This is a genomic window from Mesorhizobium sp. P2_B11, assembly GCF_056404855.1.
Map to the genome: position 1 here is coordinate 837,259 of NZ_JBFUDF010000002.1, position 15,670 is coordinate 852,928.

Sequence of the window (15,670 nt, forward strand, 5' to 3'; positions counted from 1 at the left end):
TACTAAGGATTGGTCGCGATCCAGATGACATGGCGCGCGCCGCGTTTGCCATGCGCGCGCACTTTGACCTCCTCGACCGCAAAACCTGCCTGCTTCAGCCGCCGCGTAAAGCCGCTGTCAGGCCCCTGCGACCACACCGCCAGCACGCCGCCGGGCTTCAGCGCGGCACGCGCCGCGCCGAGGCCGGCGGCGCCATAGAGGGCATCGTTTGCCTTGTAGACGATGCCTTCGGGGCCATTGTCGACATCGAGCAGGATGGCCTCCCAGGTCGCCTTGTCGGATCTTATGATGTGCCCGACATCGGCCTCGCGGACGATCACACGGGGATCGTCGAGAGAGCCGGCGAAAAGTGCTGCCATCGGGCCGCGTGCCCAGGCAATGACCGCCGGGACAAGCTCGGCGACGGTGATGCCTGCGTCATTGCCAAGTTCGGCAAGGGCGGCGCGCAGCGTAAAGCCCATGCCGAGGCCGCCGATCAGGATTTTCGGTCGGCTGTGTCCAGCAATCCTGTCGCAGGAGAGTTTTGCCAGCGCTTCCTCGGAACCGCTGAGGCGGCTGTTCATCAGCTCGTTGGTGCCGAGCATGATCGAGAATTCGCTGCCGCGCTGCTTGAGGCGCAGTTCTTGCCCGCCGTCAGGCGTTTTGGCCGAGTCGAGCTGGACCCAGGGGATCACAGCGTTAAGCGGCCACGGCCGGCTGGCTCCAGCGGGCGGCGAGCAGCCGGTAGGGGATCAGCGCCACCACGGCGATGATCAGCTTCACCGAGAGGTCGCCCAGCGCCCAGGAGACCCAGCGCATGGTTTCCACCGGCAGCACGCCCATCAGCGGCGCCGTCTCCAGCGCAAAGCTGTCGTTGGGCCCGGCAAAGGCGAACAGGGCCGAAAAGGCGATGCTGAAGAACACGACGGTGTCGAACACCGAGCCGACCAGCGTGCCGACGATCGGCGCGCGCCACCAACTCTGCCGGCGCAGCCGGTTGAACACGGTGACGTCGAGCAATTGCGCGCACAGGAATGCCGCACCCGAAGCCGCCGCAATGCGCACCAGCCGGTCGGCAGCGGTCTCGAACTCGATCAGGCCGTGGCGAAACAGGAAGGGCGGGATAAGGATCGAGCAGATCACTGCGGTCATGAAGCCGACGAAGACGATGCGGCGCGCGACGGTCGGGCCGTAGCGACGGTTGGCAAGGTCGGTGACCAGGAAGGAGAAGGGGTAGGTGAAGGCGCCCCAGGTCAGGATGTCGGCCAGCGACAGGCCGCCGACCTGGCCCTGCATCGGGAACTGCACGAGGATGTTCGATGCCACGACGACAAGCGCCATGGCGGCCACAAAGGGCAGATATCGCGAGAAGGAAATCATTTTTTTATCCTGGGTAATGGAACCAGCCAGCCGCTATCCGAAATCAGGATCGCGCTGCCTAATAGTTTGAGCACCGGATTGCTCCGATGCTCAAAAGGCGGTCGTCCCCCGCCTTAAAGTCTTTACGCTGCGGGCTGGTCGGCCAGCTTCTTGGCGATCTGCTTCTTCAACAGGCGCGCGCGCTGCGACAGTTCCTTGGCGTCGGCCTTGGCCAGGAAGGCGTCGAGGCCACCGCGATGCTCGACCGAACGCAGGGCGTTGGCCGAAATGCGCAGGCGCACATTCTGGTTCAGCGCTTCCGAAATCAGCGTCACATTGACGAGATTCGGCAGGAAGCGGCGCTTGGTCTTGTTGTTGGCGTGGCTCACATTGTTGCCGGTCTGGACTGCCTTGGCAGTGAGTTCGCAGGTACGGGACATGGTTCTAACCTTCAGTTCTTTCTAAGCCTGCCAAACCATTTTCGCCCGCGCCGGGCGGCGCGCGGTTTTAGTCAGGCGGCCTTATGGAAAAAGTTGGCGTTCCATAGTTGCATTTCGCCGGGGCGTCAAGCTCCGGCTTGCCCATGCCTGTGACGGGCATTTCACATAAAGGCCGGAATTCAGCCTATAAGCGGTCGCACAGGGACATTGCAAGCCGGGGTCGCCCGCCTCCGGCTTTTAAAGATCAAGGACCGATCCCCGCCATGCTTCGTCCGTCACATGCCGTTGTCGCCATGCTTGCCGTTGCCTTGCCGACTTCAACCCTTGCAGCCGCGCCGGCAGCTGCCCCACAGTCCTTCAAGGGCGAATACACGGTGTCGTTCCTCGGCCTCTCGGTGGCCAAGGCGACATTCTCCAGCCGATACCAGGGGGACACTTATGCCATCGACGGCACCGTCGCGGCCGCTGGTCTCGCCACTTTGTTCGACGATACGAGCGGCACGATCTCGTCGAAGGGCAAGATCCTGGGCAAGCAGATGCAGCCGCAGGCGTTTCGCGCCGACTACAAGTCCGGCAAGAAGGCCTCCGTCGTCGACATCCGCTTTGCCAATGGCGCGGTTACCGCCACCCAGGTCATCCCCGAGCCGAAAAAGCGCAACCCCAAGACCTGGATACCGCTGGGCGGCAACGATCTGAGGTCGGTGCTCGATCCGATGGCCGCCACCGTCATCCATGCCGACAGCCTCGACCAGGTGTGCGGCCGCAAGGTGAAGTTCTATGACGGCGAGATGCGCGCCGACCTGACGCTGACCTACGCTTCGAAAGGCTCGATCTCGGTCAAGGGCTACAAGGGTGACACCATCACCTGCAAGATGAGCTTCGAGCCGGTGGCGGGCTACCGCAAGGGCCGCAAGGCGCTGAATTACCTGAAGAACAAGAGCAAGATGATGGTGACGTTTGCACCGCTCGGCCAAACCGGCGTATATGCGCCGATCCACGCCACGGTCGGGACGCAGATCGGCACCTTGACCGTCAGCGCGGGGCGGTTCGAAGCAACAGAATAGGCGCTCCCACCCGAATAGAAATGGGGCGCGCCGCCGGAGACGGGCATGGGGCGCGCAACACTGATCGGCTTCTCGGCGGTTGCCATGTGGGCGCTGCTGGCGTTGCTCACCGACGCGTCGGGCGCTGTCCCGCCATTCCTTTTGTCGGCCATCACCTTCACCATCGGCACCGCGGTCGGGCTGGTCGCCCGGCTGTTCATGCCGGCGACTGACAAAAGCCAGCAGATCCCGCGCCAGGTCTGGCTGATCGGCATTGCCGGCCTGTTCGGCTACCACTTCTTCTACTTCACCGCACTGCGCAACGCGCCGGCGGTGGAGGCAAGCCTGATCGCCTATCTGTGGCCACTGCTGATCGTGCTCGGCTCGGCGCTGATGCCGGGCGAAAAACTGGCCTGGAACCATGTCGTCGGCGCGCTGCTCGGGCTGGCCGGCACGGTCCTCATCGTCACCAAGGGCGGCGGGCTTGCCTTCGATGCGCGCTATGCCTTCGGTTATGCGATGGCGGCGGTCTGCGCGCTCTTATGGTCGTCCTATTCGCTGCTGTCGCGGCGTTTTCCGGCGGTGCCGACCTCGATCGTCACCTGGTTCTGCGCAGCCACCGCAGCCCTGTCCCTCGTCTGCCATCTGTTGCTGGAAAAGACAGTGCTGCCCGACGGTCCGGGCCAGTGGCTGGCCGTGCTTGGTCTGGGGCTGATGCCGGTGGGTGCGGCCTTCTACGCCTGGGATATCGGCGTCAAGCGCGGCAACATCCAGGTGCTCGGCGCGGCGAGCTATGCGGCGCCGCTGTTGTCGACGCTGGTGCTGATCGCGGCCGGCGTCGCCGAACCATCGCTGCGCATCCTCGCCGCCTGTGTGCTGATAACCGGCGGAGCAGCCCTTGCGGCGAAGTCGCTGTTCCTGCGCAAGCCGGCTGAGATCGGAGCCAAGGCATGACGATGCCGTTTGCCGGCGGCATCGACGCCAACGCCAATGCGACTTTGATTTTTTCGCTGGTGGCGGCGGTGATCTACGCCTTCACCCTGGATATGCGGCCGACGCTGGCCCGTTCGGCGGCAAAGACGCTGGCGGTCGGCATGCTTGCCGTGCTCGCCTTCATGCAAGGCGGGCCATTGCTGCTTGTCGCGGCACTGGCGCTCAGCGCCGTCGGCGACGCCTTCCTGTCGCGTGACGGCGAACAGGCTTTCCTCGGCGGTCTGGCCAGCTTCCTGGTGGCGCATATTCTCTATGTGCCGCTCTTCCTGCGCAGCGGCGGCGGGCTGGATGTGCTGGGCACCGAAACATGGCGCGGCGCCATCGCACTCGCCATGGCCGCCTTCGTGGTCGTCATGCTGGCAGCACTCTGGCGCCGTGTCGGCCCAAGCCTGCGGGTGCCAATCGCCGTCTATATCGCAGCCATATTGGCGATGGGCATTTCGGCGCTGACGCTCGACAATCGGTGGGTCATCGCCGGCGCCGTCCTGTTCATGGCGTCGGACGGACTGCTTGCCACGGAAAAATTCCTGGTGCCGGCAATAGCGCCCTATCGCGCCGGTATCCGTTATACGGTCTGGGTGCTGTACTATGCCGCTCAGTTGGCAATCACGCTTGGCTTTTTGCTGGGCTAGGTTCCCAGCCGGGTTCGGCCATTTCGAAGGCGGCGAAGTCGAAGCCTGGCGCCACGGTGCAGCCGACCAGCGTCCATTCGCCGAGGCTGCGCGCCGATTGCCACCAGCCGGCCGGAACCACGATCTGCGGCCGCTCGCCCGCCGCAAGTTCAATGCCGAGCACCTGCTCGATCACCTGGTTAACCCTTGGACTGCCTTCCTCGCACATCGACAGCGCCAGCGGCGCGCCGGCATGGAAATGCCAGACCTCGGCCGCGTCCTTGACCCGATGCCAGGCCGAAATCTGGTCCTGTTCCAGGAGGAAATAGATCGCTGTCGAATGGCCACGCGCGCCGCCGGCGCCATCGCGAAAGGTCTCGGCATACCAGCCGCCTTCCGGATGCGGCTTGAGGCCAAGCGTGGCGATGATTTCAGCGGCGCTGGTCATGGCTGTTCCCGCAACGATGCTCAGAAATTGTCCTTGCGCTTGCGGATCTCGGCGAACACGTCGGCATCGCTGGCCTTTTCCATGCCGAGATGTTTGCGGATCGCCGGGTCGTGCCAGCGCAGGAACGGATTGGTCGACAGTTCCTCGCCGATCGTGGTCGGCAGCGTCGCCTTGTTGTCGGCGCGCAGCGTCTCGATTTTCGCCGCCCGCTCCTTCAGCGCAGAATTGCTCGGGTCGACGGTCAGCGCGAAGCGGGCATTGGAAAGCGTGTATTCGTGGCCGCAATAGATGACCGTGTCGGCCGGCAGTGCGGCGAGCTTCTTCAGCGAGTCATACATCACCGGCGGCTTGCATTCGAACAGCCGGCCGCAGCCGAGCGCGAACAGCGTGTCGGCGGTGAACGCCACTTTCGAGGCCGGAAAATGATAGGATACGTGGCCCGCCGTGTGGCCGGGCGTGGCGATGACATCGATCCGCTCGCCGCCGAGGTGGACGACCGAGCCCTGGCCGACGGTCTCGTCGATGCCGGGAATCTTTTCCTTTTCCGCCTCCGGTCCGACGATGCGCAGCTTGAAGCGCTCCTTCAGCGCCAGATTGGCTTCGACATGGTCCACATGGTGGTGGGTGGTCAGGATCAGCGTCGGCTTCCAGCCGGTACGCTCGATCGCGGCCAGAATCGGCGCCTCTTCGGGCGCGTCGATGATGGCGGTCTCGCCGCTCTTGGGGTCGTGCACCAGCACCCCGAAATTGTCGCTGCGGCACATGAACTGTTCGATTTCGACCGGCATTTCTGATCTCTCCATCTGTCGCCGCAGACATAGGGCGCTTGGCCCCTGATGTCATCCGGCTTTGTTGAACTTAGCTTCTGTTCGGCTCGGCGCCTTTGTTGAACTTGAGCGGCATCGCAGCTACCGTCCGGCGCATGCATTCCGATATCGTCGATCTCCGTTCCTTCTATTCGACCACGCTCGGCCGCCTGGCCGAACGCTCGATCACCATGGCGCTGTCGTCGCTATGGGCGACCGTGCCCAATGAGCGGCTGGTCGGGCTCGGCTATACCTTGCCGTGGCTGGAGCGGTTCGGCACCGATGCCGAGCGGGTCTTTGCCTTCATGCCGGCCACCCAGGGTGCGGTGGTCTGGCCGGCGAACGGACCGACGTCGACGGCGCTGGTCTTCGACGAGGAACTGCCGCTGGTCGATTCCTGCATCGACCGCATGCTGCTGGTCCATTCGCTCGAACATGTCGAAAACCCGCGCGAGACGTTGAACGAGATCTGGCGGGTGCTGTCGCCGGCGGGCCGCGTCGTCATCGTCGTGCCCAACCGGCGCGGCGTCTGGGCCCGGTTCGAGCACACGCCGTTCGGCAATGGCCGGCCGTTCTCGCGCGGCCAGCTCACCGAATTGCTGCGCGAGGCGAACTTCACGCCGGCCTCCTGGTCCGACGCGCTGTTCTTCCCGCCATCGCCGCGGCGCTTCATGATGCGGTTCCACAATGTGCTGGAGCGCGCCGGCCGGCGGTTCTGGCCGATCTTTTCCGGCGTCATCGTGGTCGAGGCGCAAAAGCGGCTCTATCAGGGCGTGCCGGTCGCACAGCGCGCTTCGCGGCGCGTCTTCGTGCCGGTGCTGTCGCCGCACGGCGCGACAAGGCTTGGCCGCCAGGCCGAAGCGGTGACCTCGACCACGCGCCAGGTGACACATTCGTGATCATGGGGTGTTGCGCTGGGTTTTCCCACCTATCTGTCGCAGACGCATTCGCGAGCCGTTTGAGCGGCGGATGCCTTCAAGTCTCTCCATCCGGCTTCGGCACCGCTTTTGAACGCAAGGACCCAGGCCATGGCTGATCAACTGGACACGAACGCCGCAGCCCAGCCGGTAACCGTCGAAGCCAGCAGCCTGCGTGACCAGGTGGCGACGATCAAACGCGCGCTGTTAAGCTCGCCGGTGCGCAAATGGCTGGTGTGGACGTCGGTCGGCATCATGGCGGTCATCGTCGCGACGTCGATCGGCCAGGTTCTGCTCAACCGCTGGAACCAGCCTTTCTATGATGCGCTGGCGCGTCGTGACATGGCGGCCTTCCTGCACCAGCTCATGATCTTTGCGATGATCGCCGGTACGCTGCTGCTGCTCAACATCGCTCAGACCTGGCTCAACCAGATGATCCGGCTGAAGCTGCGCGAGGCACTGACGCTCGACCTGATCGATCAGTGGATGCGGCCGGCGCGGGCCTTTCGCCTCGCCAATGCCGGCGCCATCGGCGTCAATCCCGACCAGCGCATGCAGCAGGATGCCGCGCATCTGTCCGACCTGACGACGGACCTCGGCGTTGGCTTGCTGCAGTCCTTCATCCTGCTGGTGTCCTTCGTCGGGGTGCTGTGGCAATTGTCGTCGGGCTTCGTCTTCCACATCAATGGCTGGTCGCTGGCGATACCGGGCTACATGGTCTGGGCCGCGTTCCTCTATGCCGGAATCGCCTCATGGCTCAGCTGGCTGGTCGGGCGGCCGCTGATCCGCCTCAACAGCGATCGCTATACGCGTGAGGCCGAGCTGCGCTCCTCGATGGTGCGGGTCAACGAAAATGTCGACGCCATTGCGCTCTACCATGGTGAAGCCGATGCCAAACGACGGCTCGAAATCGACCTCGGTACGGTGCTGGGCGCCATGCGGCGCATCTACACCGCGCAGATCAACCTGTCCTGGGTGACCGACACCTATGGCTGGATCACCGTGGTGGCGCCCATCCTGGTGGCATCGCCGGTCTATTTCTCGGGCGATATCAGCTTCGGCGGGCTGATGATGGCGGTTGGCGCCTTCAACCAGGTGCACTCGTCGCTGCGCTGGTTCATCAACAATATCGGTGGCATCGCCGACTGGCGCGCCACGCTGATGCGTGTCGCCGACTTCCGCATCGCGCTCGATGAAACCGATGTGCTGCACGACAAGGAAAGGCGCATCGAATTCGGCGACAATGCCAATGGCAGCCTGACGTTCGAAAAGCTCCAGGTGGCCTCGCCGGAGGGCTGCACCAAGCTTGCCGACAGCCATGTCGAAATCCATCCAGGCGAGCGCGTCATGATCACCGGCGATCCAGGCGCCGGCAAGACATTGTTCTTCCGCGCCATCGCCGGCCTGTGGCCATGGGGCAGCGGACGCATCGGCCTGCCGGCGGGAGAGGTCCCGATCTTCGTGCCGCGCGTGCCGTATTTCCCGGTCGGCACGTTGCGCGAGGTCCTCGACCACCCGAATGGACCGGCGCCGGCGAGCGATGCCGACATTTCGGCGGTGCTCGCCGAGGTCGGTCTCGAGCGGCTGTCGTCCTCACTCGGCCGCACGGCGCGGTGGGATCACGAACTGGGCGATGACGAGCAGCGTGCGCTCGCCTTCGCCAGGCTTGCCTTGCGGCAGCCGAAATGGGTGATCATCGACGAGGCGATGGATGCGTTCGACGGTCCGTCGCTGCGGCGCGTGCTGTCGATGCTGGAAAAACGCCTGCCCGACACCACGATCCTCAACATTGGGCGCGGCCTGCACAATAGTCATTTCTTTCCCCGCGCGCTGAGCATCGTGAAGGATACGGGCGCGCCGGCGCTGAAGCGCGCCCACGTCAGGGCCGGCGCCATCGACCCGCCGCCAAAGCCGACCAACCGGCGAAAGAAGTAGCCTAAAGCGCGTAGCATCTGAGCGGATCCACGCGACGCGCTTTAGGTCTCAATTTTATGCATGTCGTTTTCTCAAAACCGGGGCCACTTTTGGGCGACATGCATTAGGCTTTATTTCGCCGCGATCGCGGCCAAGATTCCGATGGAAACATCGTGGGTCCGGCCATGCTCGACGCGCTCAGCCTGCTTGCCTGCCTCGCCTGCACCACGCCCGTGGCTGCTCCGGCCAATACCGTTGCCGTCGATGTCGAACTGGTGCTGGCCGTCGACATCTCCCAGTCGATGGATGAGCGGGAGTTCGCCTTGCAGCGCGCCGGCTATGTCGAGGCGCTGAGGCATCCCGATTTCATCAGGGCTGTGCGCTCGGGCACGACCGGCCGGATCGCGCTTGCCTATTTCGAATGGGCAGGCGTCGTGCGCGAGGATGGCGTCATTGCCTGGCAGGTGATCGACAGCGCGGAGAGCGCCAACGCCTTCGCCGACAAGATCGCCGCGCGGCCGTTCCGCAGCTTTCGCGGCACCTCGATTTCCGGCGCGCTGGCCTTCGGCGCCGGGCTTTTCGACGGCACCGGCTTCGATGCGCCACGCAGCGTGATCGACATTTCCGGCGATGGCCCCAACAACACCGGGCTGCCGGTCGCCATCACACGCGATGCGGCGGTGGCCAAGGGCATCGTCATCAACGGCCTGCCGATCCTGATCAGCCCTTCGCCGACCTTCAGCCATCTCGACCAGTATTATGACGACTGCGTCACCGGCGGACCCGGCTCCTTCGTGCTGCCGATCTACGCGGCCTCGGAATTCGCCACCGCCATACGCCGCAAGCTGATCCTGGAGGTGAGCGGCATTGCCGATGCGACCGTGGTCCCGATCGACGCGGCAGCGCCGATGGACTGCCTGCAGGGCGAACGCGACCGGCGGCTTTATTCCGACCCGTATTTCCCGGAGCTCGATAAATGAGGTTTTGGGACAGTTCCCGAGGGGAGCTCTAAGCTGGCCGCGCACCGTATTTGTCGCGAAATTCGGCGTAGAGATCGCGGCGCCAGCGCCGGCCGCCGACATAGCCGCGAAACAGCTGCGGCAGCGAATAGCCGAGCGCCTTCGACGAACGGTTGGCCAGATAGCCGGAGAACGCCTGCGAAACCCTGCCCTTGAGCGCGTCGGCGATGAGCTGCCGGGCGATCATGTAAGGCGGAATGTGGGGGTAGCGGTCGGCGATATAGGGGTGCTTGTCGATCAAACTGGCATAGGCTTCGACATAGCCGTCGCGGCGGCCGGAGATCGAATTCTCCGAATTGTACTTTTTCCAGTCGATCACTTCGGACAGTTGCGCGCCGCTGCGCCGGGCAAAGCGCAGCAACAGTTCGCGATCCTGCATGCGCGTGACGTCGCTGTCGTAGCCGCCGATGGCCAGCAGCGACTCGCGCCGGGCGGTGATTGCGGAGCCTGCAATGAAAATGGTCTGCGCGACAAGCGCCCGTTCCAGCGAGTCGCGGCTCAGGAGAGCCTCGCGGTTGACGCAATTGGTGCGGCGATTGCCCTTCACCGACACGAAGGAACTGATCAGCACTTCGAGCGAGGGATTGTTGTCGAACTGCTCCAGCGTCCGCACCAGCCGGTCCGGCAAATAGACGTCGTCGGAATCGAGGAACGTCACCACCGGCGCCCGCGCCCGCTCGATGCCGGCGTTGCGGGCGGCATTGGCGCCACGCCATTTCGAACCGACATAGATCAGCCGCGGATCGCGGATTTCGGCGAGTGCGGCGGCTGTGCCGTCGGTCGAGCCGTCATCGACGACGATGTGCTCGAACCGGGCAAAATTCTGCGCCAGCACGCTCTCGACGGCGCGCACCACCTTGCTGCGGCGATTGTGCGTCGGCGTGATCACCGAGATCAGCGGAGCGAGGTCGGCGGTTTTTGACATGTTGCTTCGGCTGTGCCCCGGATATCGCAGCGGCCTATGGACGGCCGCTTCCTTGCCCCGCCTCAGGATTGCGTTCGATTCGACGCTACAAAAAAGCAACGGGAATGTCATCACAAACTGTCGAGGCGGACGTGTGTAAGGCATTCGATTACTCCTGACGTAATCGACCGGCCACCAGTATCCCGACAGATTGCAGCATGAAGCCGGGTTGTTCGGCCTCGATCGAACAGGGAGTTCAGCCATGACCGCCTACGCCGTCGCCCATATGCGCCAAGTCACAATGGGCCCGCAGATCGTCGAATATCTGCAGAGGATCGACGCCACGCTGGAGCCGTTTGGCGGGCGCTTTCTTGTCCATGGCGGCGACATGGACGTGCTCGAGAACGAATGGCCCGGCCATCTGATCGTCATCGAGTTTCCGGACAGGGAAAATGCGCGCGGCTGGTACAATTCACCCGCCTACCGGCAGATACTGGCCTTGCGCACCGACAACTCCTACGCCGACGTGGTCCTCGCCGAGGGTGTCCGGCATCCGCACAAGGCTACCGACGTGCTGGGATAGGCTGCGGCAGATTGGCGCCAACGCTGGAAAGGTTGACTGCTGCGACCGCTATGGAAAACCCAGCTTGGCTTGACGATCGAGCGCTCCCCTACAGATTTGCGGCCAGGGCCGGAGAGAGTGGCGTCTTCGTGAGGAACTTCATGTTCACGAAGCCTGCGTGCTTGTTGCTGCCGTCGATATCCACCGATGCCCAGCGCGACAGATAGCGCTTGTTCGTCTCGGTAGATGGGTCAAGGGAATCGGCCTTCTTGCCGGTGTACACGACGGTGCGAATGTGAATCTTCGTGCCGTTCGGCAGCGCCGCCACTTCCGTTGCGCCGGCGTTGGGCAGGCGTCGGACACTCAAAGTAGCGGTCCCCGTCTTCACTTTGGTCTCGAACCCTAGCGGCTTCGGCGATGGCGTGAGTGCGTTGAGGGGGGCGAAGTCAAACAATGGCCCGGGATCGAACTTTCCATTGATCGCGATGTCGTGGTGGCCAACCACCTCGGTGATTGGATAGGCGCCGAGGATCTCGCGTGCGATGTCCATGCAGGCTTTTATCTGTGCGGCCGGGTAGACCTCCCATTCCTGCATGGACGGGTCATCCGGATTGTAGATGAGTTTGGCTCTCTTCTTGGGAACTCCAGGGTCGCCGGCGAAGCCCTTGTTCATCAAGCAGATGCCAATTGAGCCGCGCTGCAACGACGACCCCATCGTCAGCCCGCCTTCGGGCTTCCAGTTGCTGCGGCCGGGATGCGCGGCGTGTTCGGTGAATTCTCGTGTCTGGAACGCCTTGCCGTTCTTTTCGATCAGGATGTGATAGCCGAGCGCCGGCGGTCCATTCAGTGCGGTTACTGCCTGAGCGACGGTGTTTGTCACGGAGTAATGGATCACGAGCAGACGCGGCGTCTGGGTCGTGCCGACGTGTTTCAGCTTCTGGATTGGCAATCCGACGATGAAGTTGTTCGTGATCGTCATGGTCCCTCCCAAGGCACAATCATTTACGGTTGGGCAGTTTTCCTTTGCATTCGGCGGTGAAGACCTCTGCTCCCGGTTTTCTTTCGCCGGTGAAGACGAGCACGGGTGGCGCGCCGGCCGGGACGAGCCCGGCCGCGATAATAGCCAACCGCCGCCGGCCGCTGCTTGCGACCAGCTCGCGAGAGCATAGAATCACCTTTAATCTCCCCCAGCGCTCGCAGTAATCAGATAGTCGAGCTGCGACCCAGGCGCAGAACACTCTCATGAAGTTTAACGAAAAGCAAGGACAGGTGACGCAAGGTCATGCCACTGAACTTTGGTTAACGCCGACTTCCAAGTTGCGATGCAGTCTGAGTGTGACTCAAATGTCGAAGATGCTGCAGCACAATGTCCCAACGGACGTACGAAAAGCAAATCAGCCGACCTGTGCGCGATGGGCAAAGGTCTCGCGCTGTCGACAAAGCAGCGAGGACGAGCTTGCCGGCGAAGATCACACCTTGTCGAATACGTGTGTCAGCTTCGCTTTCGAAATCAGCGCTTCAGCAAGAACACTGCCTGCTGGCCGAAGAAATTCCAGAACCACCATGGCATCGACAGGCCGATCTTCTGGCCGTTGCCGTCGAGCGCGGTGGCTTTCTCGACCGAGGCGCCGAGCTCCTCGACCAGGTTGACGAAGTCGCGGATGGTGCAGAAATGGATGTTGGGCGTGTCGTACCAGGAATAGGGCAGGTCCTCGGTCACCGGCATCCGTCCCTTGAAGAACAGCGACAGCCGCACCCGCCAGTGGCCGAAATTGGGGAAGGAGACGATCGCGCGGTTGCCGATCCTCAACAGCTCGTCGAGCACCAGCTTCGGGTTGCGGGTCGCCTGCAAGGTCTGCGACAGGACGACAAAGTCAAAGCCTTTGTCGGGATAGAATTCGAGGTCGGTGTCGGCATCGCCTTGGATGACCGACAGGCCGCGCGCCACGCATTCATTGACGCCGCGCTGCGACAGCTCCAGCCCACGGCCGTCGACCTGCTTGGTTTCTTGCAGGAGTTCGAGCAGCAGGCCGTCGCCGGAACCGACATCGAGCACCCTGGACTGCGGCGGGATGAGGTTGGCGACGACCTCGAGGTCGACGCGCTGGCTGCCGTTGACGCTCATGAGGCGAGCCCCCTGGCGCGCGCGGCCGAGCCGATGAAGCCATTGATGGCGGCGAACAATTCCGGTTCGTCGAGCAGGAAGGCATCGTGGCCGCGGTCGGTGGCGATCTCGACGAAAGAGACCGAGGCCCCGGCGGCGTTGAGCGCGTGCACGATGGAGCGGCTCTCCTCGGTCGGGAACAGCCAATCCGAGGTGAAGGACACCAGGCAAAAGCGCGTCTTTGTGCCGGCAAAGGCATCGGCCAGCCGGCCGCCATGGTCGGCGGCGAGGTCGAAATAATCCATTGAACGGGTCATATAGAGATAGGAATTGGCGTCGAAGCGATCGACGAAGGTCATGCCTTGGTGGCGCAGATAGCTTTCGATCTGAAAATCGGCGTCGAAACCGAAGGTCAGCGCTTCGCGGTCCTGCAGATTGCGGCCGAATTTTCGATGCAAGGCGGCTTCCGAGAGATAGGTGATGTGGGCGGCCATGCGCGCCACCGCCAGCCCCTTTTCCGGGCGCGCGCCATGCTCGAAATATTTGCCGCCATGCCAGTCCGGGTCGGCCATCACGGCCTGGCGGCCAACCTCGTGGAAGGCGATGTTCTGCGAGGAATGGCGCGCGCCGGTGGCGATCGGCAGCGCCGAGAAGACGCGATCCGAATAGCACGAGGCCCATTCCAGCACCTGCATGCCGCCCATCGAGCCGCCGAGCACGCAAAACAGTTTCTCGATGCCAAAATGGTCGACCAGCATCAGCTGCGCCCGCACCATGTCGCGGATGGTGATGATAGGCAGGTCGAGCCCGTAGGGCTTGCCGGTGGCCGGGTTGGTCGAGGCCGGGCCGGTGGAGCCCAGGCAGCCGCCGATGACATTGGAGCAGATGACGAAGAAACGGTTGGTGTCGATGATCCTGCCGGGCCCGATCAGCACTTCCCACCAGCCGGGCTTGCCGGTCACCGGATTGGTGTTGGCGACATGCTGGTCGCCGGTCAGTGCGTGGCAGACCAGAATGGCGTTGGTGCGGGCGTCGTTCAGTGTGCCGTAGGTCTGGTAGGCGATCTGGAACGGCGACAGCAGCGAGCCGGCGTCGAGCTTCAGCGGCTTGTCGGGGCCGAAACGCAACACAGGGCTCGACGGATTGTCGGCCTCGTTGTTGGTTTTTGCAGCGCGGAGCGCGGTCATGTGACTCTCCTTGCCCGCCGTCAGGCAATAAAAAACCGGCAATGCGATCGCAAAGCCGGTTACGTCACGCAAACGGCCCTTTAGCGAGTTGTTTAACGTGGCTGCAAGCCGACCGGCCAAATCACCACGGAACTGTTACGTTCTTCTAGAACTCGCGCCGCCCGGCGTCAACGGCAAGCTATTGCCCGGGCCTCTCGACATTCGCAGCCACGGCTTGTATTTCCGCTGCGGCCTCCGGACGGAGGCATTCTCGACGGATTTGTGACATGGACAAGACAGCGGACAAGGCACGGCCAACGCCCCGCGCGGGCATCATGGACATCGCCGCCTATGTGCCCGGCAAGAGCACGGCGCCGGCTGGCATCGCCAAGGTCCATAAACTGTCGTCGAACGAGAACCCGCTCGGCCCGTCGCCGAAGGCGATCGAGGCGGCTCGTGAAGTTGCCGCCAAGCTCGACGTCTATCCCGACGGCACCGCCCGCCGGCTGCGCGAGGCGATCGCCGAGGTGCATGGCCTCAACCCGGCAAACATCATCTGCTCCAACGGTTCCGACGAGATTTTGGGCCTGCTGGCGCAGACCTATCTGGCGACCGGCGATGAGGCCATCATCACCGAACACGCCTTCATGATCTACAAGATCTACATCCAGTCGGCCGGCGGGGTCCCGGTGACGGTCAGGGAAACCAACGAGCGCGCCGATGTCGACGCGATCCTGGCCGYGGTGACGCCGCGGACCAAAATCATCTTCCTCGCCAATCCCAACAATCCGACCGGCACCTATTTGCCGTTCCAGGAGGTCCGCCGGCTGCATGCCGCCCTGCCTGGCAACGTGCTTCTGGTGCTCGATGGCGCCTATGCCGAATATGTCCGGCGCAACGACTATGAGGCCGGCATCGAGCTGGCCGGCAGCGCCCAGAACGTGGTCATGACCCGCACCTTTTCGAAGCTCGGCCTTGGCGGTGCGCGCATCGGCTGGATGTACGGTCCTCTGCACATCGTCGATGCCATCAATCGCATCCGTGGCCCTTTCAATGTAAACGCGACGGCGATCGAGGCCGGTATTGCCGCGATCCGCGACCGCGCCCATGTCGAGCGCAGCGCCGTGCACAACGAGACATGGCTGACCTGGCTGAATGACGAGCTGACGAAGCTTGGTCTCAGGGTGACGCCGAGCGTCGGCAATTTCGTTCTCATCCATTTCCCTGAGGACAAGAAGCATTCGGCAGAGGCGGCAGACGATTATCTCACCCAGCGCGGCTATATATTGCGGCGGGTTACCGGCTATGGCTTCCCCAATGCGCTGCGCATGAGCGTCGGTACCGAAGAAGCCAATCGCGGCGTCATCGACGCCCTCACGACATTCCTGAAAAGCTGAGACACCAT

General features: G+C 63.3%; 17 protein-coding genes and 1 riboswitch. Of the genes, 8 read left to right on the forward strand and 9 right to left on the reverse strand.

The annotated features are described in order from the left end of the window. Positions 1-2: 2 nt before the first annotated feature. The 3 genes from AC1DYJ_RS08305 to rpmB all read right to left on the reverse strand — a co-directional run bounded on the left by AC1DYJ_RS08305 (position 3) and on the right by rpmB (position 1,778). Positions 3-674 carry a hypothetical protein gene (locus AC1DYJ_RS08305; protein ID WP_477283528.1) on the reverse strand — a complete coding sequence of 224 codons (672 nt, stop codon included), beginning with the start codon at positions 672-674 and terminating at the stop codon, positions 3-5. A gap of 4 nt (positions 675-678) precedes the next feature. After that, entirely contained in the window at positions 679-1,359 is a 681-nt protein-coding gene (locus AC1DYJ_RS08310) for a queuosine precursor transporter (protein WP_477283526.1), read from the reverse strand. A gap of 122 nt (positions 1,360-1,481) precedes the next feature. Beyond that, positions 1,482-1,778 (reverse strand): 50S ribosomal protein L28, encoded by a 297-nt coding sequence (rpmB, locus tag AC1DYJ_RS08315; protein WP_023670682.1) that lies wholly within the window; start codon positions 1,776-1,778, stop codon positions 1,482-1,484. Positions 1,779-2,041: 263 nt separating this feature from the next. On the opposite strand from rpmB, the gene AC1DYJ_RS08320 reads away from it, so the two are divergent. From AC1DYJ_RS08320 to AC1DYJ_RS08330, 3 genes are read left to right on the forward strand one after another with little or no spacing between them, the layout of a single operon-like run. Next, a complete protein-coding gene (locus AC1DYJ_RS08320) occupies positions 2,042-2,842 on the forward strand; it encodes a DUF3108 domain-containing protein (protein ID WP_477283524.1) in 801 nt (266 codons plus the stop codon). Positions 2,843-2,887: 45 nt separating this feature from the next. Further along, positions 2,888-3,775 carry an aromatic amino acid exporter YddG gene (yddG, locus tag AC1DYJ_RS08325; RefSeq protein WP_477283522.1) on the forward strand — a complete coding sequence of 296 codons (888 nt, stop codon included), beginning with the start codon at positions 2,888-2,890 and terminating at the stop codon, positions 3,773-3,775. Next, positions 3,772-4,446 carry a lysoplasmalogenase gene (locus AC1DYJ_RS08330; RefSeq protein ID WP_477283520.1) on the forward strand — a complete coding sequence of 225 codons (675 nt, stop codon included), beginning with the start codon at positions 3,772-3,774 and terminating at the stop codon, positions 4,444-4,446. The genes yddG and AC1DYJ_RS08330 overlap by 4 nt, the downstream gene beginning before the upstream one ends. Here AC1DYJ_RS08330 and AC1DYJ_RS08335 read toward each other — a convergent pair. Together AC1DYJ_RS08335 and gloB are read right to left on the reverse strand one after the other, a co-directional pair. Then, complete coding sequence (locus AC1DYJ_RS08335; protein WP_477283518.1) at positions 4,421-4,873, reverse strand: cupin domain-containing protein; 453 nt, start codon at positions 4,871-4,873, stop codon at positions 4,421-4,423. The two genes, AC1DYJ_RS08330 and AC1DYJ_RS08335, sit on opposite strands and share 26 nt — an antisense overlap. 20 nt (positions 4,874-4,893) lie before the next feature. Beyond that, the gene (gloB, locus tag AC1DYJ_RS08340) at positions 4,894-5,661 is read right to left on the reverse strand and encodes a hydroxyacylglutathione hydrolase (RefSeq protein ID WP_477283516.1); all 768 of its coding nucleotides are present in this window, start codon (positions 5,659-5,661) and stop codon (positions 4,894-4,896) included. Between the two features lie 134 nt (positions 5,662-5,795). On the opposite strand from gloB, the gene AC1DYJ_RS08345 reads away from it, so the two are divergent. The 3 genes from AC1DYJ_RS08345 to AC1DYJ_RS08355 all read left to right on the forward strand — a co-directional run bounded on the left by AC1DYJ_RS08345 (position 5,796) and on the right by AC1DYJ_RS08355 (position 9,490). Continuing rightward, positions 5,796-6,578 carry a class I SAM-dependent methyltransferase gene (locus AC1DYJ_RS08345; RefSeq protein WP_477283949.1) on the forward strand — a complete coding sequence of 261 codons (783 nt, stop codon included), beginning with the start codon at positions 5,796-5,798 and terminating at the stop codon, positions 6,576-6,578. A gap of 129 nt (positions 6,579-6,707) precedes the next feature. Continuing rightward, positions 6,708-8,531, forward strand: a complete 1,824-nt coding sequence (locus AC1DYJ_RS08350; protein ID WP_477283514.1) for an ABC transporter ATP-binding protein/permease — start codon at positions 6,708-6,710, stop codon at positions 8,529-8,531. A 164-nt stretch (positions 8,532-8,695) separates the two neighbouring features. Then, positions 8,696-9,490: a DUF1194 domain-containing protein gene (locus AC1DYJ_RS08355; protein WP_477283947.1), complete on the forward strand. Its 795-nt coding sequence runs from the start codon at positions 8,696-8,698 to the stop codon at positions 9,488-9,490. A 28-nt stretch (positions 9,491-9,518) separates the two neighbouring features. Here AC1DYJ_RS08355 and AC1DYJ_RS08360 read toward each other — a convergent pair whose 3' ends face one another. Then, positions 9,519-10,454 carry a glycosyltransferase family 2 protein gene (locus tag AC1DYJ_RS08360; protein ID WP_477283512.1) on the reverse strand — a complete coding sequence of 312 codons (936 nt, stop codon included), beginning with the start codon at positions 10,452-10,454 and terminating at the stop codon, positions 9,519-9,521. A gap of 241 nt (positions 10,455-10,695) precedes the next feature. Between AC1DYJ_RS08360 and AC1DYJ_RS08365 the strand changes: the two genes are divergently transcribed. Beyond that, complete coding sequence (locus AC1DYJ_RS08365) at positions 10,696-11,016, forward strand: DUF1330 domain-containing protein (RefSeq protein WP_477283510.1); 321 nt, start codon at positions 10,696-10,698, stop codon at positions 11,014-11,016. An 88-nt stretch (positions 11,017-11,104) separates the two neighbouring features. On the opposite strand, the gene AC1DYJ_RS08370 is transcribed toward AC1DYJ_RS08365, so the two are convergent. The 3 genes from AC1DYJ_RS08370 to metX all read right to left on the reverse strand — a co-directional run bounded on the left by AC1DYJ_RS08370 (position 11,105) and on the right by metX (position 14,286). Next, positions 11,105-11,974, reverse strand: coding sequence for an N-acetylmuramoyl-L-alanine amidase (locus tag AC1DYJ_RS08370; RefSeq protein WP_477283508.1), 870 nt, complete (start codon positions 11,972-11,974; stop codon positions 11,105-11,107). Positions 11,975-12,505: 531 nt separating this feature from the next. Beyond that, the gene (gene metW / locus AC1DYJ_RS08375) at positions 12,506-13,120 is read right to left on the reverse strand and encodes a methionine biosynthesis protein MetW (RefSeq protein ID WP_477235979.1); all 615 of its coding nucleotides are present in this window, start codon (positions 13,118-13,120) and stop codon (positions 12,506-12,508) included. Further along, the gene (gene metX, locus AC1DYJ_RS08380) at positions 13,117-14,286 is read right to left on the reverse strand and encodes a homoserine O-acetyltransferase MetX (RefSeq protein ID WP_477283506.1); all 1,170 of its coding nucleotides are present in this window, start codon (positions 14,284-14,286) and stop codon (positions 13,117-13,119) included. Before metX ends, metW begins: the two co-directional genes overlap by 4 nt. A gap of 60 nt (positions 14,287-14,346) precedes the next feature. Then, a riboswitch (SAM riboswitch) is annotated at positions 14,347-14,424 on the reverse strand. Between the two features lie 128 nt (positions 14,425-14,552). On the opposite strand from metX, the gene hisC reads away from it, so the two are divergent. Beyond that, entirely contained in the window at positions 14,553-15,662 is a 1,110-nt protein-coding gene (gene hisC, locus AC1DYJ_RS08385; protein WP_477426021.1) for a histidinol-phosphate transaminase, read from the forward strand. Positions 15,663-15,670: the final 8 nt, after the last annotated feature.